Origin of the sequence: Pseudomonas sp. NPDC089534 (assembly GCF_044749305.1) — a bacterium.
GTDB classification, from domain to species: domain Bacteria; phylum Pseudomonadota; class Gammaproteobacteria; order Pseudomonadales; family Pseudomonadaceae; genus Aquipseudomonas; species Aquipseudomonas ekonensis.
The window spans coordinates 17,564-40,108 of sequence record NZ_JBIVHR010000035.1 but is presented as its reverse complement, the minus strand read 5'-3'; the positions used below and the strand labels follow the sequence as shown (position 1 = coordinate 40,108).

General features: G+C 64.9%; 22 protein-coding genes. 13 read left to right on the top strand and 9 right to left on the bottom strand.

The genetic code is table 11. The features are described from left to right. Positions 1–71: 71 nt before the first annotated feature. Complete coding sequence (locus ACIP0B_RS13380) at positions 72–719, top strand: YceH family protein (RefSeq protein ID WP_400832511.1); 648 nt, start codon at positions 72–74, stop codon at positions 717–719. A gap of 1,049 nt (positions 720–1,768) precedes the next feature. Here the strand turns inward: ACIP0B_RS13380 and ACIP0B_RS13375 are convergent. Then, positions 1,769–2,587: a shikimate 5-dehydrogenase gene (locus ACIP0B_RS13375; protein WP_400832508.1), complete on the bottom strand. Its 819-nt coding sequence runs from the start codon at positions 2,585–2,587 to the stop codon at positions 1,769–1,771. A gap of 256 nt (positions 2,588–2,843) precedes the next feature. Between ACIP0B_RS13375 and ACIP0B_RS13370 the strand changes: the two genes are divergently transcribed. From ACIP0B_RS13370 to ACIP0B_RS13360, 3 genes are all read left to right on the top strand, one after another. After that, positions 2,844–3,191: a hypothetical protein gene (locus tag ACIP0B_RS13370; protein ID WP_400832506.1), complete on the top strand. Its 348-nt coding sequence runs from the start codon at positions 2,844–2,846 to the stop codon at positions 3,189–3,191. A gap of 231 nt (positions 3,192–3,422) precedes the next feature. Next, the gene (locus tag ACIP0B_RS13365) at positions 3,423–3,617 is read left to right on the top strand and encodes a hypothetical protein (RefSeq protein WP_400832503.1); all 195 of its coding nucleotides are present in this window, start codon (positions 3,423–3,425) and stop codon (positions 3,615–3,617) included. 101 nt (positions 3,618–3,718) lie between these two features. Beyond that, positions 3,719–3,901: a hypothetical protein gene (locus ACIP0B_RS13360; RefSeq protein WP_400832501.1), complete on the top strand. Its 183-nt coding sequence runs from the start codon at positions 3,719–3,721 to the stop codon at positions 3,899–3,901. Here the strand turns inward: ACIP0B_RS13360 and ACIP0B_RS13355 are convergent. Continuing rightward, entirely contained in the window at positions 3,898–4,959 is a 1,062-nt protein-coding gene (locus ACIP0B_RS13355; RefSeq protein ID WP_400832500.1) for an AI-2E family transporter, read from the bottom strand. The genes ACIP0B_RS13360 and ACIP0B_RS13355 overlap by 4 nt on opposite strands. A 157-nt stretch (positions 4,960–5,116) precedes the next feature. Between ACIP0B_RS13355 and yegQ the strand changes: the two genes are divergently transcribed. Then, complete coding sequence (yegQ, locus tag ACIP0B_RS13350) at positions 5,117–6,454, top strand: tRNA 5-hydroxyuridine modification protein YegQ (RefSeq protein WP_400832498.1); 1,338 nt, start codon at positions 5,117–5,119, stop codon at positions 6,452–6,454. A 449-nt stretch (positions 6,455–6,903) separates the two neighbouring features. On the opposite strand, the gene ACIP0B_RS13345 is transcribed toward yegQ, so the two are convergent. Continuing rightward, positions 6,904–7,617, bottom strand: coding sequence for a FadR/GntR family transcriptional regulator (locus ACIP0B_RS13345; RefSeq protein WP_400832496.1), 714 nt, complete (start codon positions 7,615–7,617; stop codon positions 6,904–6,906). A gap of 354 nt (positions 7,618–7,971) precedes the next feature. Between ACIP0B_RS13345 and ACIP0B_RS13340 the strand changes: the two genes are divergently transcribed. Beyond that, positions 7,972–9,318 carry an MFS transporter gene (locus ACIP0B_RS13340; RefSeq protein WP_400832494.1) on the top strand — a complete coding sequence of 449 codons (1,347 nt, stop codon included), beginning with the start codon at positions 7,972–7,974 and terminating at the stop codon, positions 9,316–9,318. Positions 9,319–9,342: 24 nt separating this feature from the next. Next, on the top strand, positions 9,343–10,686 hold the full coding sequence (gene gudD, locus ACIP0B_RS13335) for a glucarate dehydratase (RefSeq protein ID WP_400832492.1): 1,344 nt from the start codon (positions 9,343–9,345) through the stop codon (positions 10,684–10,686). 102 nt (positions 10,687–10,788) lie between these two features. On the opposite strand, the gene ACIP0B_RS13330 is transcribed toward gudD, so the two are convergent. After that, positions 10,789–11,661, bottom strand: coding sequence for a LysR family transcriptional regulator (locus tag ACIP0B_RS13330; RefSeq protein ID WP_400832490.1), 873 nt, complete (start codon positions 11,659–11,661; stop codon positions 10,789–10,791). A 160-nt stretch (positions 11,662–11,821) separates the two neighbouring features. On the opposite strand from ACIP0B_RS13330, the gene ampC reads away from it, so the two are divergent. Continuing rightward, positions 11,822–12,988, top strand: coding sequence for a class C beta-lactamase (ampC, locus tag ACIP0B_RS13325; RefSeq protein WP_400832489.1), 1,167 nt, complete (start codon positions 11,822–11,824; stop codon positions 12,986–12,988). Between the two features lie 71 nt (positions 12,989–13,059). Here ampC and ACIP0B_RS13320 read toward each other — a convergent pair whose 3' ends face one another. Then, positions 13,060–13,629, bottom strand: a complete 570-nt coding sequence (locus ACIP0B_RS13320) for a DUF4174 domain-containing protein (RefSeq protein WP_400832487.1) — start codon at positions 13,627–13,629, stop codon at positions 13,060–13,062. A gap of 210 nt (positions 13,630–13,839) precedes the next feature. On the opposite strand from ACIP0B_RS13320, the gene ACIP0B_RS13315 reads away from it, so the two are divergent. Next, a complete protein-coding gene (locus tag ACIP0B_RS13315; RefSeq protein ID WP_400832485.1) occupies positions 13,840–14,304 on the top strand; it encodes a GNAT family N-acetyltransferase in 465 nt (154 codons plus the stop codon). 3 nt (positions 14,305–14,307) lie between these two features. Here ACIP0B_RS13315 and ACIP0B_RS13310 read toward each other — a convergent pair whose 3' ends face one another. The 3 genes from ACIP0B_RS13310 to ACIP0B_RS13300 all read right to left on the bottom strand — a co-directional run bounded on the left by ACIP0B_RS13310 (position 14,308) and on the right by ACIP0B_RS13300 (position 16,360). Then, a complete protein-coding gene (locus tag ACIP0B_RS13310) occupies positions 14,308–14,619 on the bottom strand; it encodes a hypothetical protein (RefSeq protein WP_400832484.1) in 312 nt (103 codons plus the stop codon). A 13-nt stretch (positions 14,620–14,632) separates the two neighbouring features. Further along, positions 14,633–15,418, bottom strand: a complete 786-nt coding sequence (locus ACIP0B_RS13305) for a sulfite exporter TauE/SafE family protein (RefSeq protein WP_400832482.1) — start codon at positions 15,416–15,418, stop codon at positions 14,633–14,635. A 204-nt stretch (positions 15,419–15,622) separates the two neighbouring features. Then, positions 15,623–16,360, bottom strand: a complete 738-nt coding sequence (locus ACIP0B_RS13300; protein WP_400832480.1) for a hypothetical protein — start codon at positions 16,358–16,360, stop codon at positions 15,623–15,625. 273 nt (positions 16,361–16,633) lie between these two features. Here ACIP0B_RS13300 and ACIP0B_RS13295 point away from each other — a divergent pair, with 273 nt between their 5' ends. The 3 genes from ACIP0B_RS13295 (at position 16,634) to ACIP0B_RS13285 (ending at position 19,308) form a co-directional block, all read left to right on the top strand. Further along, positions 16,634–17,782 carry an aldose epimerase family protein gene (locus ACIP0B_RS13295; protein ID WP_400832478.1) on the top strand — a complete coding sequence of 383 codons (1,149 nt, stop codon included), beginning with the start codon at positions 16,634–16,636 and terminating at the stop codon, positions 17,780–17,782. Positions 17,783–17,986: 204 nt separating this feature from the next. Beyond that, complete coding sequence (locus tag ACIP0B_RS13290) at positions 17,987–18,808, top strand: aldo/keto reductase (RefSeq protein ID WP_400832477.1); 822 nt, start codon at positions 17,987–17,989, stop codon at positions 18,806–18,808. Positions 18,809–18,837: 29 nt separating this feature from the next. After that, positions 18,838–19,308 carry a DUF1810 domain-containing protein gene (locus ACIP0B_RS13285; RefSeq protein WP_400832474.1) on the top strand — a complete coding sequence of 157 codons (471 nt, stop codon included), beginning with the start codon at positions 18,838–18,840 and terminating at the stop codon, positions 19,306–19,308. Here the strand turns inward: ACIP0B_RS13285 and ACIP0B_RS13280 are convergent. Then, entirely contained in the window at positions 19,273–21,633 is a 2,361-nt protein-coding gene (locus tag ACIP0B_RS13280) for a DNA polymerase II (RefSeq protein ID WP_400832473.1), read from the bottom strand. The genes ACIP0B_RS13285 and ACIP0B_RS13280 overlap by 36 nt on opposite strands. A 219-nt stretch (positions 21,634–21,852) precedes the next feature. Between ACIP0B_RS13280 and ACIP0B_RS13275 the strand changes: the two genes are divergently transcribed. Beyond that, the gene (locus tag ACIP0B_RS13275; protein WP_400832470.1) at positions 21,853–22,293 is read left to right on the top strand and encodes a CBS domain-containing protein; all 441 of its coding nucleotides are present in this window, start codon (positions 21,853–21,855) and stop codon (positions 22,291–22,293) included. Positions 22,294–22,545 lie beyond the last annotated feature (252 nt).

Here is a 22,545-nt window from a genome sequence, read left to right as displayed (position 1 = left end):
CCGCCGGCGCGACTTGTCTTTTGTCGCGCAAGGATTAGGCTAGGCGCCTTCGACTGCACAGGGAGCCCGCGATGACCACCGAATCAGAGACCACTTTCGACGAACCGCGGCTCAACGCCACGGAAATCCGCATTCTGGGCTCGCTGATCGAGAAGCAGGCCACCAGCCCGGAAACCTATCCGCTGACCCTCAACGCCCTGGTGCTGGCCTGCAACCAGAAGACCAGCCGCGAGCCGGTGATGAACCTGACCCAGGGCCAGATCGGCCAGAGCCTGCGCGCCCTCGAAAGCCAGGGCTTCGCCAGGCTGGTGATGGGCAGCCGCGCCGACCGCTGGGAGCATAAGGTCGACAAGGCGCTGGAGCTGGTGCCGGCGCAGCTGGTGCTGTCGGGGCTGATGTTTCTGCGCGGCCCGCAGACCGTCAACGAACTGCTGACCCGCAGCGGCCGCATGCATGACTTCGAAGACGCCAAACAGGTGGTGCATCAGCTCGAACGCCTGATTGCCCGCGGGCTTGCGGTGCTGATTCCGCGCCAGGCCGGCCAGCGCGAAGACCGCTACACCCATGCCCTGGGCGATCCGGCGGACATCGAGGCGATCATCGCGGCACGGCAGAATGCCGGTGAGCGCAGTTCTGGCGGTGGCGTTTCGGTCGAACGGATCGAAGAGCTGGAAGCGCGGATCGCCGCACTGGAAGAACGCCTGGCCCGCCTCGAATAATCACCGCCAGCCTTTATGGGAGCTGCGGTGCGACGATTCGACTTGCCAGCGATGGCGGTGGAACAGACAACAGAGATGTCGGCTGTGCCGGCCTCATCGCCAGCAGGCTGGCTCCCACAGGATCCAAGGTGGCCTGCCATTTCCGCGAACGCCGCCGAACCCTGTAGGAGCTTGCCTGCAAGCGATGGCGGCATGTCAGGCGATGAAGATGTCGGCTGGGCCGGCCTCATCGCCAGCAGGCTGGCTCCCACAGGATTTGCGCTGGCCTGCCATTTCCGCGAACGCCGCTGACCTTTGTGGGAGCTGGCTTGCCAGCGATGGCGGTGAAACAGACAACAGAAATGTCGGCTGGGCCGGCCTCATCGCTAGCAAGCTAGCTCCCACAGGATTCGTGGTGGCCTGCCGTTTCCGCGAACGCAGCCGAACTCTGTAGGAGCTTGCCTGCAAGCGATGGCGGCATGTCAGGCAATGAAGATGTCGGTTGGGCCGGCCTCATCGCCAGCAGGCTGGCTCCCACAGGATTTGCGCTGGCCTGCCATTTCCGCGAACGCCGCCGAACTCTGTAGGAGCTTGCCTGCAAGCGATGGCGACATGTCAGGCGATGAAGATGTCGGCTGTGCCGGCCTCATCGCTAGCAAGCTAGCTCCCACAGGATTCGTGGTGGCCTGCCGTTTCCGCGAACGCCGCCGACCTTTGTGGGAGCTGCGGTGCGACGATTCGACTTGCCAGCGATGGCGGTGGAACAGACAACAGAAATGTCGACTGGGCCGGCCTCATCGCTAGCAAGCTAGCTCCCACAGGATTCGTGGTGGCCTGCCGTTTCCGCGAACGCCGCCGACCTTTGTGGGAGCTGCGGTGCGACGATTCGACTTGCCAGCGATGGCGGTGGAACAGACAACAGAAATGTCGGCTGGGCCGGCCTCATCGCCAGCAGGCTGGCTCCCACAGGATTCGTGGTGGCCTGCCATTTGCGCGAACGCCGCCGAACCCTGTGGGAGCTTGCCTGCAAGCGATGGCGGCGTGTCAGACGATGAAGATTCCTGCAGATTTCAGCTGCGGGCGAACGCCACCGCCGCCTCGAACTGCTCCGTTGTCGGCCGCACGCCGGTGTAGAGCACGAACTGCTCCAGCGCCTGAATCGCGATCACTTCCAGACCGGTGATCACCCGCTTGCCCTGGGCCCGGCCACGCACGATCAGCGGCGTTTCCGAGGGGATCGCCACCACATCGAACACCGTGTCCGCCGCCTGGATCGCCTCCGGCTCGAACGCCAGTTGATCGGCCTCAGGCCCGCCGGTCATGCCGATGGGGGTGACGTTGACCAGCATCTGCGGCCGCTCGTCGCCCAGGTCGGCCGTCCAGCGGTAGCCCAGGGAATCGGCCAGCGCCCGCCCGGCGCGTTCGTTGCGGGCGACGATCAGGCCATTGCGGTAACCGCCATCGCGCAAGGCGCTGGCCACGGCCTTGGCCATGCCGCCGCTGCCGCGCAGGGCGAAGGTCGATGCCTTCGGCACGGCATGGGTCTGCAGCAACTGCGCGACGGCGATGTAATCCGTGTTGTAGGCCTTGAGGTGGCCCTGGGTGTTGACGATGGTGTTGATCGACTGGATCGCCGCCGCCGACGCGTCCAGCTCGTCGACCAGCTCGATGCAGGCTTCCTTGAACGGCATCGACACACCGCAGCCGCGGATGCCCAATGCACGGATCCCGCCCACGGCGCCCGGCAAGTCCTGACTGCTGAAGGCCTTGTAGTAGAAGTTCAGGCCCAACTGCTCGTACAGGTGGTTGTGAAAGCGCAGGCCGAAGTTCCCGGGACGCCCAGACAGGGACATGCACAGTTGGGTGTCTTTGTTGGGGTTCATCTGCATGAGGAATCTCCTTGGAATGCACTTTCGGATGGACGGGATTAGCCGCTCCACCGGGTTCTGTACGATCATTGGCCGGTCTGTTCCGGGCATCGCGGCCGATGCCGCGAAACCGGGTAACGGAGGCGGTACAGACCTTACACAAAATTTACCCAGCGGCCGTGCTGATTTTCAGAAATTCGTTGTCATAGAGGTATCCCCGCGCCATCCCGTGCCTGCCGCAGGCCTGGACGCCGGGTCGAAGAACCGAGGAATTATCATGATTCGTAAACTCCCCATCGTGGCCTTGTTGATTGGTGCATTCGCTGTCACAGGTCAGGCAGAAGCCCACGGCGGTGGCTGGCAGGGCCCGGCGGTGTTCGGTGCGATCGTCGGCTCGGCCATCATCGGCTCGGCGCTCATCAACCAGGACCGGCCGGTCTACGTCCAACAGCCTGTTTACGCTCAGCCGGCGCCGGTGTATGTCCAACCGCCGCCTCCACCGGTCTACTACCAGCCGGCACCGGTGTATGTGCAGCAGCCGGTGTACGTGCCGGGCCCGGTCTACTATGGCCCGCCCCGCGGCTACTACGGCCATCCGCACTACTACGGCGGCCCGCGCTGGTAACCGCCGCGCAAGGAGCCCCGCTTTCAGCGGGGCTTTTTTGTGGCCGTCCGTCGGCGACGTCTGGATAGATCGCGTCAAGGTCGCTCCGGAGACAGTCATGACCGTTAAAGTCGGCATGATGGACAAGACCCGGAGCCCTCAAGTCATCCGACGGTCATCCCTTTGTCATGACGGAGCCGCACTCTGAATCCGTCCGCCAACAACAGGTTGAAAACAACAAGGACGACAGCCATGCCCACACAGAATCCGCACCGCATCGTCGGTTTATGCACTTCGAGCAAGGTGTACAACGCCCTGACCGAACTCAAGCACCTGGAAGGCCACCGCAGCGCCAAGTTCCTTTCGCTGCTGACCGAGAACCTGGTGCGCAAGGGCCTGCTCAACGAGCGGGAAGTGGTGCACATGCTCGACCAGACGGTCGACTGAACAGCCCTCAGCGGCGTCAATGTCCACTATCGAAAGCGTTGATTGTCCGTCGAACCGGCGATTGCATAAGGTAGCTCCATAGTTTGATGGAGGTATCCGCTATGGCTCAGGTTCAAATCATGTCTGTCATCGGCAGCGCCGTCCCCGCTTCGCTTCGGGCGATGGGCCTGCTCGCCTGCTGGTATCTGGTGCTCGACGGCGAACCGATCAGCGGCCCGCTCACCTCGCTGCCGGACGCCCAGGCGCTGTCGCGGGTGATGGTCGACGGATCGCTCGGCGCCTAAGGCAACTGCACCTTCGGCCGGGTCTCGATGTACAGCGCCCAGCTCGACATGAACAGCGCCGCGATCAGCGGACCGATCACAAAGCCGTTGAGGCCGAAGACCGCCAGCCCCCCAAGGGTCGAGATCAGAATCATGTAGTCCGGCATGCGCGTGTCCTTGCCGACCAGCAGCGGACGCATCAGGTTGTCCACCAGCCCGATCACGAACACCCCGAACAGCCCCAGCAGCACCCCCTGCCAAATCATTCCGCCCAACAGGAAGTACAGCGCCACCGGCGCCCAGACGATGCCGGCCCCCACCGCCGGCAACAGCGAAAGGAACGCCATCAGCACCGCCCACAGCAAGGCGCTGGGGATGTCCAGAAACCAGAAAATCGCCCCGCCCAGCGCGCCCTGCGTGATCGCCACCAGCAGATTGCCTTTCACCGTGGCGCGCACCACCCGGTTGAACTTCAGTTGCAGGCGACGCTTGTGCTGCTCCTCCAGCGGCACCGCCGTGCGTACCTTGCGCGCCAGTTCGGCGCCGTCGCGCAGGAAGAAGAACAGCAGGTACAGCATGATGAAGAATCCCGCCACGAACTCGAATGTGCCCTGACCGACACTGAACGCCTGCGTCGCCAGCGCCTGGCTGCCTTGCAGCGCAGCCTTGACGATCTTCTCGCGCAAGGCATTGAGCTCGCCGACGCCGAAGCGGTCGAGCAGGGACTGGAAGAACGGCGGCAGGCTGTGCTTGAACTGGGCCAGGTAGGCGGCGATGTCCAGCTCGCCGCTGTCGATGCTCCTGTAGAGCGTCGCCCCCTCCTGCACCAGCAGCGCGCCGATGACGATCACCGGCAGAATCGCGATCACCAGGCAGATGCCCAACGTGCACAGCGCCGTCAGGTTGCGCGGCCAGCCGAACCGCAACTGCAGCCGACGCTGCATCGGCGCGAACAGAATGCCGAGGATCACCGCCCAGAACACCGCGCCGTAGAACGGCAGCAGGATCCAGATGAACGCAACGGTCACCAGCACCAGCAGCACCGTGAGGGGTTTGAACGGCGGGCTCTGTCGATTCATGTCCGGTCCACGTCAGCCGGGCGCCCCATGCGCCCACCCTGTCTTGGTCAGCCGGCGCAGGCACAAGTGCCCTTTTTGTTCATGGAGCATAGATCCAGATCAATGAACCCTCGCCGACTTTGCCCTACCCTGCCGCGCTTTTGCCACCGACGCCGCCATGAACGCCACCCTGCCCCTCGCCGCCCCGGAACTGCTGGCTCCCGCCGGCACCCTGAAAAACATGCGCTACGCCTTCGCCTACGGCGCCGATGCGGTGTACGCCGGCCAGCCGCGCTACAGCCTGCGGGTGCGCAACAACGAATTCGACCACGCCAACCTCGCCCTCGGCATCCGCGAAGCGCAAGCCCAGGGCAAGCGCTTCTACGTGGTGGTCAACATCGCCCCGCACAACGCCAAGCTCAAGACCTTCCTCAAGGACCTGGCGCCGGTGATCGAGATGGCGCCGGATGCGCTGATCATGTCCGACCCCGGCCTGATCATGCTGGTGCGCCGGCATTTCCCGCAGATGCCGATCCACCTGTCGGTGCAGGCCAACACGGTGAACTGGGCGAGCGTGGAGTTCTGGCAGCAGCAAGGGCTGAGCCGGATCATCCTGTCCCGCGAACTGTCGCTGGAGGAGATCGGCGAAATCCGCGAACAGGCGCCGGGCATGGAACTGGAAGTGTTCGTCCACGGCGCCCTGTGCATGGCCTATTCCGGACGCTGCCTGCTGTCGGGCTACATGAACAAGCGCGACGCCAACCAAGGCACCTGCACCAACGCCTGCCGCTGGAAGTACTCGGCGCAGGAGGCCACGCAGAACCAGCTGGGCGACATCGTGCAGACCTGCGAGCCGCAGCCGACCCTAGGCCTCGGCGCCCCCACCGAACAGGTGTTCCTGCTGCAGGAGGCCAACCGTCCCGGCGAGCTGATGCCGGCGTTCGAGGACGAACACGGCACCTACATCATGAACGCCAAGGATCTGCGTGCGGTGCAGCACGTCGAACGCCTGACCCGCATGGGCGTGCATTCGCTGAAGATCGAGGGGCGCACCAAGTCGCACTTCTATTGCGCACGCACCACCCAGGTCTATCGCCGGGCCATCGACGACGCGGTGGCCGGCCGCGAGTTCGACCGCAGCCTGATGAACGACCTGGAATCGCTGGCCCAGCGCGGTTACACCGAGGGCTTCCTGCGCCGGCATGTACATGACGAGTACCAGAACTACCTGAACGGCAGCTCGGTCTCCGAGCGCCAGCAGTTCGTGGGCGAACTGACCGGCGAACGTCGCGACCGGCTGGCCGAGGTCAAGGTGAAGAACCGCTTTGGCCTGGGCGACCACCTGGAACTGATGACGCCCAAGGGCAACTTCCACTTCGACCTGCACCAGCTGCAAAACCTCAAGGGCGAAGCCATCGACGTGGCACCGGGGGACGGGCACACCGTTTACCTGCCGATTCCGGATGCGGTGGACCTGCGCTTCGGGCTGCTGATGCGGGATATCGGCGCGGCCTGAGCCTGACGGCGTCCTCGCCGACGCCATCGCCAGCAGGCTGGCTCCCACAGGATTTGCGGTGGCCTGCCATTTCTGCGAACGCCACTGAGCCCTGTGGGAGCTGCGGTGCGACGACTCGACTTGCCAGCGATGAGGCCGGCACAGGCGACATCGCGGGTGACTGACAGGCCGCCATCGCCAGCAGGCTGGCTCCCACAGGTTTTTTCGGTGGCCTGCCATTTCTGCGAACGCCACTGAGTCCCGTGGGAGCTTGCCTGCAAGCGATGGCGGTACCTCAGGAAATGAAGATGTCGGCTGTATCGACCTCATCGCTGGCAAGCTAGCTCCCACAGGATTTTTCGGTGGCCTGCCATTTCTGCGAACGCCGTCGAACCCTGTGGGAGCTTTGCCTGCAAGCGATGGCGGTGTATCAGGCGAAGAAGGTGTCGGCTGTACCGACGCCCCCCGGTTCAGCCCTGAGCCGAAAACCGGTCCCGGCTGTTGGTCAGGTGCAGCCACATCGCCGCCCTGGCCGCATCGGGATCCTGGCGTCTGATCGCATTGAGGATCGCCTCATGCTCCTGACTGGCCAATTCCCCCAGCTTGCTCAGATCCACCGCGCCGCGTTCGGCGGCGTTGACGCGGGTGCGCGGGATCATCGCGCTTCCCAGGTGCTGCATGATTTCGGTGAAGCACACGTTGCCGGTGGCCTCGGCGATCAGCAGGTGGAAGCGCCGGTCGGCTTCGACGCAACTGTCGTTGTTGGCCAACAGACGCCGGTAATCGTCCAGGGCCTGACGCATCTGCACCAGTTGCTGCTCGCTGCGGCGCTGCGCCGCCAGCGCCGCAGCCTGTGTCTCCAGCCCCATGCGCAGTTCGAGGATGCTGCGCACCCCCAGCGCGGTCTCGACATTGAGCCGCAGCCCCTGCTCCGGCGCCCGCTCGATCACGAACGTGCCGATGCCATGACGCGTCTCCACCAGCCCCGACGCCTGCAACTTGGAAATGGCCTCGCGCACCACCGTGCGGCTGACGCCATGCTCCCGGACGATCGAATTCTCGGACGGCAGCTTGTCGCCGGGCAGCATCTGCCCGAGCAGGATGCCCTGGGTCAGCTTTTCGACCAGGTCATGGGCCAGGTTGTGGGCGCGCTTGCGGGCGGGAGCGTCGAGTTCGTCTTGCATGATCGGTTCCGGGGACGGGGCTTGCGGATCGTAGCACTGCCGTGGAGGGGCATTGAGCGAATTTTAGCTCATTACGCCGCCAAACTTGTATGACAACACTCAAATAAATCGCCAATCCGGTACAAACAGTCATTTGCTCCTCAGTCGAACAAGACGACAAGCAGCCTGAGAAACCCTCAAAAAACCCAGCATTTACGGCAACAAAATCGCGAAAAGCATAAAAACAAACTTCACCACAGCGAATTTGTTGGTACTCACAGCTTGTCGGACAAAAAAATCTAGTTGTATGATGTCTATCAACAACGCAGCACCCAGACACACCCCGCATAAAAATAACGAGTGGGAGAAAACCAAGTGAAACCATCCATCGCCGGGATGAACGAGGCCGCCGATCCAGCGCTGTCCTCGGCTATCGCCAAAGTCAAACGCCACGTCCTGCCGCTGTTCGTGATCATGTTCATCGTCAATTACATTGACCGGGTGAACATCGGCTTCGTCCGCACCCACATGGAACACGACCTGGGCATCGGCGCCGCGGCCTACGGGTTCGGCGCCGGCCTGTTCTTCATCGGTTACGCGCTGTTCGAAGTCCCCTCCAACCTGCTGCTGCAAAGGGTCGGCGCACGGATCTGGCTGACCCGCATCATGCTCACCTGGGGCCTGGTGGCCGCCGGCATGGCGTTCATCCAGAACGAGACCCACTTCTACATCCTGCGCTTCCTGCTCGGCGTCGCCGAGGCCGGGTTCTTTCCGGGGGTGATCTACTACTTCACCCGCTGGCTGCCGGCCGCCGAACGCGGCAAGGCCATCGCGATCTTCCTCAGCGGTTCGGCGGTGGCCTCGCTGATATCCGGCCCGCTGTCCGGCCTGCTCCTGCAGATCAGCGGCCTGGGCCTGCACGGCTGGCAGTGGATGTACTTCATCGAAGGGATGTTCTCGGTGGGCCTGTGCGTCTTCGTCTGGTTCTGGCTCGACGCCAAGCCCCACGACGCCAAGTGGCTCAGCCGCGCCGAGCAGGACGCGCTGGTCAAGGCCATCGACGACGAGCAGCGGGCGCGGGAAGCGGCGACCACCGCCAGGCCGTCGCTGGGCAAGCTGCTCAAGGACCGCCAGATCATCCTGTTCTGCCTGATCTACTTCTTCATCCAGTTGACCATCTACGCCGCGACCTTCTGGCTGCCGAGCATCATCAAGAAGATGGGCGAGATGAGCGACTTCCAGGTCGGCCTGTTCAACTCGATCCCGTGGCTGCTGTCGATCATCGGCATGTACGCGTTCGCCTCGTTCTCGGCCAAGTGGAAGCACCAGCAGGCGTGGGTCGCCGCAGCCCTGCTGATCGCGGCGGCGGGGATGTTCCTGTCCACCACCGGCGGGCCTGTTTTCGCCTTCGTCGCGATCTGCTTCGCCGCGCTGGGCTTCAAGTCCGCCTCGTCGCTGTTCTGGCCGATTCCCCAGGCGTACCTGGATGCGCGCATCGCCGCGGCCGTGATCGCCCTGATCAACTCGGTGGGCAACCTTGGCGGCTTCGTGGCGCCGACCACCTTCGGCCTGCTGGAAGAACACACCGGCTCCATCCAGGGCGGGCTCTACGGCCTGGCCGCGACGTCGATCATCGCCGCGGTCATCGTGTTCGCCGCCCGCACCGCCCCCCGATCCTCCCCCGACGCCGTCACCGCCGACGCTGCGCCGAAACACGCCTGAACCGCGCCACAAAGGACAACCGAAATGACCGTACACGACACCGCCAAAGCCCCGATCATCACCGACATGCAGGTCATCCCGGTGGCCGGCCACGACGGCATGCTGCTCAACCTGAGCGGCGCCCACGGGCCGTTCTTCACCCGCAACATCGTCATCCTCAAGGACAACGCCGGCCACACCGGCGTCGGCGAAGTGCCCGGCGGCGAACGCATCCGCCAGACCCTCGAAGACGCCCGCAGCCTGGTGGTCGGCAGCCCGATCGGCACCTACCAGAAGATCCTCAACCAGGTGCGCCAGACCTTCGCCGAGCGCGACGCCGGCGGACGCGGCCTGCAGACCTTCGACCTGCGCATCACCATTCATGCGGTCACCGCCCTGGAAGCCGCCCTGCTCGACCTGCTCGGCCAGCACCTCGACGTGCCGGTGGCCGCATTGCTCGGCGAAGGCCAGCAGCGCGACGAAGTGAAGATGCTCGGTTATCTGTTCTACGTCGGCGACCGCCGGCAGACCGACCTGGCCTACCGCAGCGAACCGGACGCCGACAACGACTGGTTCCGCGTGCGCCATGAACAAGCCATGACCGCCGACGCCGTGGTGCGCCTGGCCGAAGCCGCCCACGCCCGCTACGGCTTCCAGGACTTCAAGCTCAAGGGCGGCGTGCTGAGCGGCGATGCGGAAATCGAAGCGGTGACCGCCCTGGCCGAACGCTTCCCCGAGGCGCGCATCACCCTCGATCCGAACGGTGCCTGGTCGCTCAAGGAAGCCATCCGCCTGTGCCGCGACCAGCATCATGTGCTGGCCTACGCGGAAGATCCGTGCGGCGCGGAGAACGGCTATTCGGGCCGCGAAGTCATGGCTGAGTTCCGCCGCGCCACGGGGCTCAAGACCGCCACCAACATGATCGCCACCGACTGGCGCGAAATGGGCCACGCGATCCAGTTGCAGTCGGTGGACATCCCGCTGGCCGACCCGCACTTCTGGACGATGCAGGGTTCGGTGCGCGTGGCGCAGATGTGCCACGAGTGGGGCCTGACCTGGGGTTCGCACTCCAACAACCACTTCGACATTTCCCTGGCGATGTTCACCCACGTGGCCGCTGCTGCGCCGGGCGACATCACCGCCATCGACACCCACTGGATCTGGCAGGACGGCCAGCGCCTGACCAAGACGCCGCTGCAGATCGTCGACGGTTGCGTGAAGGTGCCGCACAAGCCGGGGCTGGGCGTGGAACTGGACATGGACCAGGTGGCCAAGGCCCATGAACTGTACAAAGGCATGGGGCTGGGCGCGCGGGACGACAGCGTGGCGATGCAGTACCTGATTCCGGGCTGGGCGTTCGATAACAAGAAGCCGTGCCTGGTGCGCTAATCCTCCGACGGGATCACAACCCCTCTGTGGGAGCGTGCCTGCTGGCGATGCCGGATGTGCTGCCGTCATCGCCAGCAGGCTGGCTCCCACATTGAACCGGCGTCAGGCGGACATCTGCAGCAACCAGTGCCTGAACGCCGCCATCGCCGGGGTTTCCGGCTTCGACTGCAATCGCGTGAGCCAGTAGCTCCCCGTGGTGATCTCGATCGCGAACGGCTGACAGATCACCTCCGCCGCCAGTTGCCGGGCGAACATCAGCGGCGGCGCCAGCGCCACCCCGCTCCCTTGCAGCGCCGCGTCCATCATCGCCAACGACGAATCGAACACGATGCTCTGGGGCGGTGCGACATGGGTCGTCAGGCCCGCCGCCTGAAACCATTGCGGCCATTCATCGGCGCGGTAGGAACGCAGCAGGCGCTGCTGCAGCAGATCCCCCGGCGCCTGCAACTGCCGGGCGATGTCCGGCACGCACAGCACCGACAGCGGCGCCTCCAGCAGACGGGTCGCCTCGATCCCGTGCCACGCCCCCGCCCCGAAGCGAATCGCGAAATCCAACCCTTCGGCGGCCACATCCACCCGGTTGTTGTTGGTCGACAGGCGCAGATCGATCAGCGGATGCTTCGCCTGGAAATCCGCCAGCCTGGGCAGCAGCCAGCCCACCGCGAAAGTGCCCACCGCCCCGACCGTCAGCGTCTCCCGGTACTGCCCGCCCGCCAGACGCTCGAGCATCTGCGCGATATGATCGAAAGACGTGGTCAACACCGGCAGCAGGGTTTCACCCTCGCCGGTCAACATCAGCCCACGGGGCAGACGCTTGAACAGGATCACGCCGAGTTGCGCCTCCAGGCTTTTGACCTGATGGCTGACGGCGGCCTGGGTCACGCACAGCTCCACGGCGGCGCGGGTGAAGCTCAAATGACGCGCGGAGGCTTCGAAGGCGCGCAGTGCATTTAAGGGCAATTGAGGTCGAATCATGCCGCGTCCCAAATTTTTCTAATGGCTCGTCTGAGTTTTCATCGTTTGTCGAATAACGCCGGACTGCCTAGATTTGGCGGCGCCGATCAGCCGGCCCGACGGAAAACGCTCGCAGTGTAGCGGGATAACACCATTAGCACTCATGGAGAGTGGTTCAACCATGCCATCGATCAACCTGAACAAACTCAAGTCTTTCAGCGCTTGCGGACTTTTCTTCAGCGCCGCCAGCTGCCTGGCCGCCCCTCAAGCCGACGACCCGCTGCAGGCGCTGGTCAACGCCAGCGTGACGCCGGTCATGCAGCAAGAGAACATCGCGGGCCTGGCCGTCGCCGTGACCGTCGGTGGCAAGGCGCATTACTTTAACTACGGTGTCGCCGACAAGAAGACCGGGCAACCGGTGAGCGAAAACACCCTGTTCGAGATCGGCTCGGTGAGCAAGACCTTCACCGCCACCCTCGCCGCCTACGCCCAGGCCAACGGCAAACTGGCCTTCTCCGACAAGGCCAGCCAGCACTGGCCGGCACTCAAAGGCAGCGCCTTCGACACCATCAGCCTGCTGCAACTGGGCACCTACAGCGCCGGCGGCCTGCCGCTGCAATTCCCGGCCGCCGCAGACGCTTCCGACAAGATGCTCGGCTATTACCGACAGTGGAAACCCACCTATCCCGCCGGCAGCCATCGCCTGTACTCCAACCCGAGCATCGGCCTGTTCGGTTACCTGGCGGCGAAAAGCCTCGGCCAGCCGTTCGACCGGGTCATGACCGACACCCTGCTGCCCAAGCTCGGGCTCAAGCACACCTTCCTTTCGGTGCCCGCGTCTGAACAGAAGCTCTACGCCCAGGGCTACGACAAGAACGACCAACCCGTTCGGGTCACTCCCGGTGCGCTCGACGCCGAGGCCTACGGCGTGAAGACCAGCGCCGCGGACCTGCTGCAGTACGTCGAAGCCAACCTCGACACCGCCAGGCTCGAAACGCCTCTGCAAAAAGCCATCGCCCTCACCCACGCCGGCTACTACACCGTCGGCGACATGACCCAGGGCCTGGGCTGGGAACGCTACGCCTACCCGATCAGCCTCGACCGCCTGCTGGCCGGCAACTCGACGCCGATGGCCATGGAGGCGCACAAGGTCAACTGGCTCAACCCGCCGCAGCCGGAACCGGCGAACGTGCTGCTCAACAAGACCGGCTCCACCGGCGGTTACGGCGCCTACGTGGCGTTCGTACCGTCGAAGAAGGTCGGGATCGTGATCCTGGCGAACCGGAACTACCCGATTCCGGAGCGGGTGAAGATGGCGCACAAGATCCTCGGCGCGCTGACCGAGTAACGCCACAGGCAAAAATAAACGGGCGACCTCACAAGGTCGCCCGTTTTCGTTCCGGCATCACAAGATGCCCCTCAATCATCCGGCTGCTCCGGCGGCTTGGCCGGTTTGGCCGGCTTCGCAGGTTTGGCGCCCTTGGCGCCTTTGGCCGGGGCCGGCTCCGTGGCGGTCGGTGCGGTGACCACCGTTGCGGTCATTTCCTTCTCGGCGGCCGGCAGGGCGTCGATGGTGTCGAAGATTTTCTTCAGGTCCACCGTCTTGGTGTCATCCCCCGAACTCTCCAGCTTCTTCTCGCCGTCCTTGCCCACCAGGATCACCTTGGGCAACGCGCCGGCCCCGAGCTTCAGGGCGCGGATCAGGGCCATGGTGTCCTGCTGGCCGAGATCCTTGCCGTCGAGCTGGCCGGACATGTTCAGCACGGTGTAGACGCGGATATTGCGGTCGCTGACGCCTTGCTTGTTGGCCGGATCCTCCAGGGACTTCTTCAGGCGCAGCCATTCGGCGTCGACGGTGCTGGAGGTGATCACGATCAGTGGCCGGGCGCGCCCCTTGTCGATGTCCAACGGGGAGTCGCTGTCGGCGGCGGCGAACAGGGGGCCGGCGAACGCCAGCAAGGTTGTCAGGGTCAGTGACCTGATGAGCATGCGCATCTCCTTTTGATATCCACGCTCTAATGATTGCGCACCATGGCGATCGTTCCGGGTCGGCCCCGGTAAAAGTGTTTCGCCATGTCCCAAGCTTAGGACAGCGCCGACATTGCGCAACCGCCCGGCGCCAGCCCCGACGCGGATTTGATTACCGGGCAGGACCGCATTAGGGTGTCCGCTGCCCCCACGAAAAGGAGTTCAAGCGGCATGCAGATCGACTACCTGTGCGACCACCCCGAACTGATCGGAGAGCTGGCCGAGCTCAATTTCAAGGAATGGGGCCATTACCGGCCCGGCGACACGCTCCAAGCCCGCACCGAACGCATGCGGGCAGCCTGCGGCAAAGGCGCGGTGCCCAGCGTGGTGGTGGCCATCGAAGACGGGACCTTGCTCGGCGGCGCCCTGCTGATCGACAGCGACCTGGACCTGCGCCCGCAACTGACGCCCTGGCTGGCCGGGGTGTACGTGAAGGCCGAGCACCGGGGCCGCGGCATCGCCTCGCGCTTGGTCAACCGTATCGTCGAAGAGGCCGCCGCGCTGGGCGTGCCGGAACTGTTCCTGTACACCGACGCCTCGCAATCGCTGTATGCGCGGCTGGGCTGGGAGGTGCTCGAAGAGTTGGACTATGAAGGGCTGCCGGTGACGCTGATGAAGCGGACGACCGGCGCCTGACCGTTAGCGCAGCGCAGCATCGAGGGCCTGCGCGTCAACGGGCCGCCCATCGAGCTTGAGCGATCCGTCGTCCAGGCAGACGCTCACCCGCACCGGAGCGCCTTCGCCGGGATACCTGCGCAGCACCAGCTCGACACCGTCCGCCACCTCGGTGGCGGACAACAAGTCCCATGGCCCGCCGCGCAGATCCAGCAGCGCTTGTCCACGAAGCAGATCGACCACCTTCGGCGCATGCACCCAATGGCTCATGCGCATTTCGCGGGGTTCGACGGTGATGGCGATGCGGCCATCGCAGCGGTAAAGGGTGTCGCTCATCGTGGATACGGGCTCAGAACGCCAGCTTGTAGCCGATCAGCACCAGCATGGTCGCCAGGCACGGCCGCAGCAATTCGTCGGAGACGCGGCCGGTCAGGTGGCTGCCCAGCCAGATGCCCGGCAGCGAGCCCATCAGCAGAAAGCCCAGCACGCCCCAGTCCATGTTGCCCATGCTGGCGTGGCCCAGGCCCGCGACCAGGGTCAGCGGCACGGCGTGGGCGATTTCAGTGCCGACCAGGCGGCGGGTCGGCAGCAGCGGATAGAGGATGAACAGCGCGACGGTGCCTAGGGCGCCGGCGCCGATGGAGGTCAGCGCGACCATGGTGCCGAGGATCAGCCCGGTGACCACGGTCATGGCGTTGAGGCGCGCGCCGCTTGGGTTGTAGTTGCCGCCGGCACGCTTGTGGGCGAACTCCAGCAAACGCTTCTTGAACAGGATCGCCAGCGCCGTGGCGAACAGCACGAAGCCCAGGGCCTGCTTGATGATGGCGTTCATCGCGTCCGGCGCGGCGTGCAGGGTGCTGAGGAACCACAGCGTCATCGCCACCGCCGGCACGCTGCCGAGGGTCAGCCATCCGGTGATGGCCCAGTCGATGTTGTTGTTCTTCTTGTGCACCAGCACGCCGCTGGACTTGGTGATGGCGGCGTACAGCAGGTCGGTGCCCACCGCCGTGGCCGGGTTGATGCCGAACCACAGCAGGATCGGCGTCATCAGCGAACCGCCGCCGACACCGGTCATGCCGACGATGAACCCCACCACCAGCCCGGCAACCACCAGGCCGAAATTTACCAAATCCATGAAGACGCCCAGAAAAACCACAGGAAAAATATGGCCCGCAGCATAGCGAGTTTTCTTATAACTCCCTATATCGATGGGATCTATCGTTATGCCATTTAGCTTCACCCCATCCCCTGTGGGAGCGAGCCTGCTCGCGACGAGGCCGTGCCAGCCAAATCATCGCCATCTGACCGGGCAGGCTCGCCCCTACGGGTGCAAGCGGCCCTATTGCACCGGCAGGAAGTTCAGGAACAGCAGGCTCTGCGCATAGTTCAGGCCGATGCGCCGGTAGCGCTCGTCGAGCATCTGGGTCAGCAGATCCAGGCGCGCCACGATCTTGCCGAACTCGGTGGCGAAGCTCAGGTTGCTGCCCTCCTCCGAAATCTCGTTGGAGAACAGCAGCGGCTGGCCTTCCTTGTTCTGCCGCTGGGCCAGGATCCAGGTGGCTTTCTCGATGTTGCGCGCGGCGTTGTGGACGAAGGTCGGGTTGATCGCATCGGTCATGTAGAACTCGGTGCGGTTGCCGTGGGCGGTGACCAGCATGCTGCCGATGGCATAGATGAACGCGCCGACCCGGTCGCCGAGAAACTCCGGGCTCATCGCATAGCTGAGCGCCGCCAGATCCTTGCGACCGCCCAGCACCGGCAGCGGCTGTTGCTGCTCGATGGCCAGCCGCACCTGCTTGACGGCGGCGCCGATGTTCAGGAAACCGGACTTGCGCAGCTCCTCGGGGTTGCGCAGGTACAGCTTGCCCATCAATCGGTAGAGGCTGTTGAGGTTGTCGCGCATGGCCAAGGTGGCCATGCGGTCGACGCTGGTCTGGAGGAATTCCTGGGGTTGACCTTCGCGCAGTTGAGTGATGAAACCGTTGCCGTCCTGGTGGCTGCAACCGCCGAGCAGCAGCGGCGCCAGGCAGGCCAGCAACAGGCACGGGCGTTGGATAAGGGCGAACAAACGGGTCATCAATGCTTCGGCAGTCTCGTTCCTGCGCGACGGGGCTCGCCGCAACCTGACCATGGATAGAGCCGGGGATCGGGCAAAAGTGCGATGCCCGCATCGCCCAGCCGACCTTTGGCATAGCGCGCCACACAATCTAGTCAGACTTTTTATTGGACTAAGTCATATTCACAGCTATAAATCTTATTCCTCACCAATTTAGTATTACTAAATAAGCGAATTCAGCGAAATCCTTCACCGTTTGACGCCACCGCCAAAACAACAAAAAGGAAGGTCACCATGCTTCAATCCCGTCACCTGCTCCCCGGCCTCGGACTGTCCCTGATGCTCACGACCCTGCCCGCCCACGCCGCCGGCCTTTCCGGCGAACACAAAGCCTTCGGCAAGACCGATGACGGCACCCCCGTCGAGCAATACATCCTGCGCAACCGCCACGGCATGCAGGCGACGGTCATCACCTACGGCGCCACCCTGCAGGCGCTGCGGGTGCCGGACCGCCACGGCAAGCTCGATGACATCGTGCTCGGCTTCGACGATGTGCAGGGCTACCAGCGCGGCACCGCGTACTTCGGCGCGACCATCGGCCGATTCGGCAACCGTTTGGCCGACGGCGCGTTCGAGCTCGACGGCCAGCGCTATCAGGTGCCGCAGAACGACAAGACCAACGCCCTGCACGGCGGCCCCCAGGGGTTCGACAAGAAAGTCTGGAAGGCCCGCGAGACGAAGGACAAGGATTCGGTGGGCGTGACCCTGACCTACCTGTCGGCGGACGGCGAAATGGGCTTCCCCGGCAACCTCGCCACCGAGGTGACCTACCGCCTCACCGACGCCAACGAACTGCGCATCGACTACAAGGCCACCACCGACAAACCCACGGTGCTCAACCTGACCAACCACAGCTACTTCAACCTGGCCGGCGCGGGCAACGGCGACATCCTCAAGCAACTCGCCACCCTGCATGCCCGCCATTACACGCCGATCGACGCCAAGCTCATCCCCACCGGCGAACTGGCCCAGGTGGCGGGCACGCCCATGGACTTCACCCGGGCCACCGCCATCGGCCAGCGCATCAAGGACGATCATCCGCAGCTCAGGTTCGCCGAGCAGAACCAGGGCGGCTTCGATTTCAACTGGGTGCTGGATGCCAAGGGCGATGCGGGCAAGCTGGCCGCCGAGGTCAGCGACCCGAACTCCGGCCGCCGCTTGCAGCTGTACACCAGCGAGCCGGGGGTGCAGTTCTACACCGGCAACTTCCTCGACGGCACCGTCAAGGGCAAGGGCGGCAAGGTGTACCCGCACTGGGGCGCGTTCACCCTGGAGACCCAGCACTATCCGGACTCGCCGAACCAGAAAGGCTTCCCCAGCACACGGCTGGATCCCGGCCAGACCTACACCCAATCCGTCGTGTTCAGGTTCTCGGCCCAGTGAGATCACTGTGGCGAGGGAGCTTGCTCCCGCTGGAGGGCAAAGCCCTCCTGTTTCGGTTCCAAGCAAACTGGGGCCTGCTGCGCAGGCCAGCGGGAGCAAGCTCCCTCGCCACAGCAGCTCCCTCGCCTGAACCGGCCGCCGGATCAGGTTGCGCTATGCTGCTGACCACCTGAAACATCGACCGCTCAAGAACAGGAGGTTTGCATGCGTACACTCGAACTCGCCGGCGTACAGGTGCCGGTGATCGGCCAAGGCACCTGGCGCATGGGCGAAGACCGCTCGGCGCACCGCAGCGAGGTGGCGGCGCTGCGCTCCGGCATCGAGCAGGGCATGAATCTGATCGACACCGCCGAGATGTACGGCGAAGGCGGTGCCGAAACCGTGGTCGGCGAAGCCATCGCCGGCCTGCGCGACCAAGTGTTCCTGGTCAGCAAGGTCTACCCGCACAACGCCAGCCGCCAAGGCATTCCCCAGGCCTGCGAGCGCAGCCTGCGACGGCTCGGCACCGAGCGCATCGACCTCTATCTGCTGCACTGGCGCGGCCAGTACCCGCTGGAGGAAACCGTCGAGGCCTTCGAGCGCCTGCGCGAGGCCGGCAAGATCGGCCGCTGGGGCGTGTCGAACTTCGATGTCGACGACCTCGAAGAGCTGTCGGTGCCGGCCTGCGCCACCAATCAGGTGCTGTACAACCTGGAGGAGCGCGGCATCGAATTCGACCTGCTGCCGTGGTGCCAGCATCAGCGCATGCCGTTGATGGCGTACTGCCCGATCGGCCAGGGCGGCGCGCTGCTGGCGGCGCCCGCGCTGCAAGAGATCGCCGCTCGTCACGGCGCCACCCCCGCACAGGTTTCGCTGGCGTGGATTCTGCGTCAGGATGGTGTGATTGCGATCCCCAAGGCCGTGCGCCCCGAGCATGTGCGACTCAATGCACAGGCGGCGCAGCTGCAACTGGACGCCGGGGATCTGGCGGCGCTGGACCGGGTGTTTCAGGCGCCACACCGCAAGCGGCGGCTGGCCATGGTCTGAGCCACCGCCGACTGGCCGAGGGCTTCGGCATGAGAAGCACAGATCAGTACGACCCGTTCAACCTGCAACGTTTCCTCCAGGCCCAGGATCCGGTGTTCGAGCGGGTGCAGCGCGAGCTCGACGAGGGCCACAAGCGTAGCCACTGGATGTGGTTCGTCTTCCCGCAGTTCGCCGGGCTCGGCGGCAGCGAGATGTCCCGGCGCTTCGCCATCGGTTCGGCGGCCGAGGCCCGGGCCTATCTGGCCCATGACCTGCTCGGCGCCCGGCTGCGCACCTGCACGCAGTTGGTGCTCAACGTTCCGCAGCGCTCGGTGGCGCAGATCTTCGGGCATCCGGACGACCTGAAGTTCCATTCCTCCACCACCCTCTTCGCCCAGTTCGCCGACGCCGGCAGCGTGTTCCATCAGGCCCTGGAGCGCTATTTCCATGGCATCCAGGACGAATGGACGCTGCAGTTGCTGGACTCAAAACAGGCCCATCTGCCCCCCGACCAGGGTTGAGAAGTCGTCGTCGACAAACGGCAGGATCGCGTCCGCCACCGGTTGCAGCTGGCGGGTGATGTAGTGGTCGTAGTCGATGGCCGCCCGGCGCGCCTCCAGCGGTTCGGGGCCGGCCAGGGTGATGACGTAGCTGATCCAGCCGCCGTTCTGGTACTGCCGGGGCCGGCCGTGCTGCGCGTTGTAGTCGTCGGCCAGGCGCGCGGCGCGCACATGGGGCGGGACGTTGCGCTCGTAGTCGTCGAGGGTGCGGCGCAGGCGCTTGCGGTAGACCAGCCGGTCGTCGAACGCGCCGGCCAGGGTCTGGCGCACGTACTCGCGCACGTAATCCTGATAGGGCTCGCGACGGAAGATCCGTTCGTACAGTTCCTGCTGGAATTGCCGGGCCAGCGGCGACCAGTCGGTGCGCACGGTCTCCAGGCCCTTGTAGACCATTTCCTCGCGGCCGTCGGGCCGGGTCACCAGGCCGGCGTAGCGTTTTTTGCTGCCCTCCTCGGCGCCGCGGATGGTCGGCATCAGGAAGCGTTTGTAATGGGTCTCGAACTGCAGCTCCAGGGCGCTCTCCAGTCCGTACTGCTCGCGCACGTGCCCGCGCCACCAGTCGTTGACCGACTGCACCAGCGCCCGGCCGATCTGCGCCGCCTCTTCCTGGCCGTGGGGCCGGCGCAGCCAGACGAAGGTCGAGTCGGTGTCGCCGTAGATCACCGCGTGGCCTTGGGCTTCGATCAACTGGCGGGTGCGCAGCATGATTTCGTGGCCGCGCAGGGTGATCGACGACGCCAGCCGCGTATCGAAGAACCGGCAGCCGCTGGAACCGAGCACGCCGTAGAAGGCGTTCATGATGATCTTCAGCGCCTGGGACAGCGGCGCGTTGCGCTCGCGCTTGGCCTGTTCCCGGCCCTCGGCGACCCGCGCCACGATGGACGGCAGGCAATGCCGCGTGCGGGAAAACCGGGCGCCGCGAAAGCCCGGCACGGACTCGGCGTCGCCGGGCTGGCGCAAGCCCTCGATCAGGCCCACCGGGTCGATCAGGAACGTGCGGATGATCGACGGATAGAGGCTCTTGTAGTCCAGCACCAGCACCGACTCGTACAGCCCCGGCCGCGAGTCCATGACGAAGCCGCCGGGGCTGGCTTGGGGCGGATTGGTGCCCAGGTTCGGCGCCACGAAGCCTTGGCGGTGCATCAGCGGCATGTACAGGTGGGTGAACGCCGCCACCGAGCCGCCGCTGCGGTCGGCCGGCAGGCCGGTGACGCTGGCGCGCTCCAGCAGAAAGTTCAGCAGGTCGGTCTTGGCGAAGATCCGCGTGACCAGCTCGCAGTCCTTGAGGTTGTACTTGGCCAGCGACGGCTTGTCCTCGGCGAACATGCGGTTGATTTCGTCCATGCGCTGGTACGGGTTGTCGATGGACTTGCCTTCGCCGAGCAGGGTCTGGGCGACGTTTTCCAGGCTGAACGAAGGAAAGCTCCAGGTCGCCGAGCGCAACGACTCGATGCCGTCGATGATCAGCCGCCCCGCCGCCGAGGCGAAGAAATGGGTGCGGCTGCCGTGCTCGCGCCATTGCATCTCCTCGCCGCCGCGCCCCAGCTTGAGCGGCACGCCGAGGCGCCGGGCGTGTTCGTGAAGGATGCGCAGGTCGAACTGCACCAGGTTCCAGCCGATGATCGCGTCGGGGTCGTGGCGGGCGAACCAGTCGTTGAGTTTCTTCAGGATCAGGGTGCGCGAGTCGCAGTATTCGAGGTCGAAGTCGACGGCGCTGCCGTCGCCGTTCGGCGCACCGAGCATGTACACCTGCCGTTCGCCGCAGCCTTCCAGGGCGATGGAATACAGCTCGCCCTGCTCGGTGGTCTCGATGTCCAGCGACACCAGCCGCAAGGCGGGCCGATAGCCGGACGCGGGCTTGAGGTGGGCGTCGGTCAGCACGCCATCGGCGTCCGGCGTGCCGCCGAACCGCACCGGCGCGGTGATGAAGCGCTCCATCAGGTAGCGTTCGGGTGGGCGCACATCGGCTTCGAACACGTCGACACCGGCGCGGTTGAGCGCGGTCTCCAGGCGCATCAGCTGGCCGTGCTGCTGGCAGTACAACCCCAGCACCGGGCGGTGCTCGAAATCCTGCAGGGCCAGGGGGCGCAGCTCGACGTTCTTTTCGTCCGCCAGCACGCGCTCGGCCTGCCCGCGCTGTTCGGCCGGGATGAACGCCACCGACGGCTGGTGCGGCAGGCGCACGCGGCGCGGGCCGGCATCGGTCGCCAGCCAGAACTCGACTTCGGTGCCGGCCGGGGTGTCGCGCCAATGCCGGGTCAGGACGAAGCCCTGCTGTACATCCACCACTGCAACCTCGGGATACGGAATCTGGCGGCCATTCTACCCGGCCCGTGGCGAGGGAGCTTGCTCCCGTTTCCCGGAGCGCCCTCGCCGCACCGCCAGAATCGGCCGCTTTTTTTGCCGAATGACGTTTTTTGCGTGTTATCTGCCGTTTTGCGGCCTTGCCCTGCGCGCCGGCGTCTACGATGCTTCAAGAACAACGACAACCCCTGAGTAACCGCCATGAAGACCGTCGCCCAGCTGCTCAAGCTCAAAGATGAGAAAAACCAGAAAGTGCACACCATCTCGCCGGACGACATGGTGCTGCAGGCCCTGATGGACATGGCCGCGAAGAACGTCGGTGCGTTGCTGGTGGTCAAGGACGGCCGGGTCGAGGGGATCATCAGCGAGCGCGACTACGCGCGCAAGCTGGTGCTCAAGGGACGCTCGTCGGTGGGCACGCCGGTGCGCGACATCATGGTCTCGCCGGTGATCACCGTGGACACCCACCAGACCGTCGACACCTGCCTGGGCATCATGTCCGACAAGCGCCTGCGCCACCTGCCGGTGGTGGAGAACGGCCAACTGATCGGCCTGCTGTCCATCGGCGACCTGGTCAAGGAGGCCTTGGCCGAACAGGAAGCGCTGATCCGGCAACTGGAAAACTACATCCGCGGGGAGTGAACCCTCCACTGCGGGAGCCAGCCTGATGGCGATGGCGGCGGGTCAGGCAACACTAATGCCGCCTGTGCCGGCCTCATCGCTTGCAGGCAAGCTCCCACAGGTTTTTGTGGTGAACCAGAAGCCTGAGGACGCCCGCAATCCCCTGTGGGAGCCAGCCTGCTGGCGATGGCGGTGGGTCAGGCAACACTAATGTCGCCTGTGCCGGCCTCATCGCTTGCAGGCAAGCTCCCACAGGTTTTTGTGGTGAACATA